This is a genomic window from Sphingomonas faeni, assembly GCF_024273235.1.
Taxonomy (GTDB): Bacteria; Pseudomonadota; Alphaproteobacteria; order Sphingomonadales; family Sphingomonadaceae; genus Sphingomonas; species Sphingomonas faeni_A.
Window position 1 is genome coordinate 1 of record NZ_JANBVH010000086.1, and the last position, 1469, is coordinate 1469.

The 1469-nt window shown below is 63.1% G+C and carries 1 protein-coding gene; it reads right to left on the reverse strand.

Features of this window, described 5'->3' with window-relative positions; translation table 11 throughout:
• Positions 1-293: 293 nt before the first annotated feature.
• Positions 294-1409: an IS110 family transposase gene (locus NLI89_RS21590; RefSeq protein ID WP_254688785.1), complete on the reverse strand. Its 1116-nt coding sequence runs from the start codon at positions 1407-1409 to the stop codon at positions 294-296.
• Positions 1410-1469 lie beyond the last annotated feature (60 nt).

The window sequence follows — 1469 nt, forward strand, 5'->3', positions numbered from 1 at the left end:
TGTTGGCCGAGTTTACTCCTCCGCTGACGTCAACGCCAGCGACTGTTTGAACCTTGGCGGGTGTGCCGCGGACTCCTGATCGACGACGATTGATCAAGCTCTCATCCGCGGATTGGTCACCGCACTACCCGTATCCGTCGCTGGGCCTATCCTCCGTCTAAGCTCGGGCATCGGACGAACCTGCCCCACCGTACACCGTGGATTGCCCATCACAGTCGGGTGCCCGCGGCACGCCGGCCAAGGCTATGCAGCTGATGCGCTGGCGCCTCCTCTTATTGTCGCCACAGGCGAAATTAGTTGGCCATCGCAGGCGCCATCCGGCGTGCGATATCCCAGGCATAGCCGACCAGTTCGCGCGCGATCGCGGTCGTCACCTTCGGTTGCGGCTTACCTGTCGCCGACAATCGACGGAAACGCTGACACAGTCGCACCTGGGCTTTCCAGCCGATAGCTTGAACCTCCTCCGGCAGATCGGCGACGCGTTCCCGGTAGCGCCGCTCCTCGCGCGCCGGCAGCCGGTACGACCAGCCTGCCTCGACGAGCGTGGTGCGTGCCTGCGCATTCCCAGCACGGGTGATGCGACCGCGATGGGTACGCGCGCCACTGGAGTGCTCGGAGGGCACGAGGCCGACATATGCCATCAGCTGCTTGGGATTATCAAAGCGGGTAAGGTCGCCGACCTCGGCCACCAGCGTGGCAGCGCTGACCAGTTTGATGCCGCGCAAGGCCTGAAGTCCGCGCACCAATGGGGCGAAATGCCACGACGCTACCGCCTCGCCGAGCGCGGACTCGAGACGGACGACGCGGGCCTGCGCTTCCAGCACCCGCTTCTGAAGCTCCTCAAACGCCAGTTGTTGATGCGGATAATCAAAGCGCTGTTCCGATAGCCAGCGCCAATACATTTTCGTCCATGCAGACCGTCCTTCAAAACGACGATCATGCCGAAGGAGGAAGCTACGGACAGTCTGTTTGGCTGCAGTCGCATCTTCCTGGGCACTGCGTCGCGCGCGGATTAGATCGCGCACCGCCTCATGTGCCTCATCCGGCACCCAGATCGCCGTCAGTTCCCCCGCCCGCAACAGGCGCGCCAACGTCATCGCGTCTCGCCGGTCCGTCTTCACATGGTCGCCGGGCCGTCTCGGCATCATCGACGGTGCGATCACGATACACGGCTGCCCGAGCTTGATCAGCAACCGTTGCAACCCGTAGCCGCAAGGCCCTGCCTCGTAGCAGAAGCTCAGCGTCGCGCCTGGTGTTGCCAGTCGTTTGACCAGCTTCCTGACCTCATCGTCATCGTTGGCTACGGTACCGACGAAGCGGACCTCGCCTCCGGGCCCGCCTTCCGCAACCGCGACCGCGATGGTCGCCTTGTGCACATCCAGCCCGATATACTTCGCCACATTCGACATGACTCGCCTCCGTTGCTGACTACTCCACCGTCAACATCTCAGATTTGAGCCGCAAAGGCT

What these genes read in the sequence shown, in the direction of transcription:
- NLI89_RS21590 (WP_254688785.1), bottom strand. Translation starts at nt 1,409, where the DNA reads ATGTCGAATGTGGCGAAGTATATCGGGCTGGATGTGCACAAGGCGACC.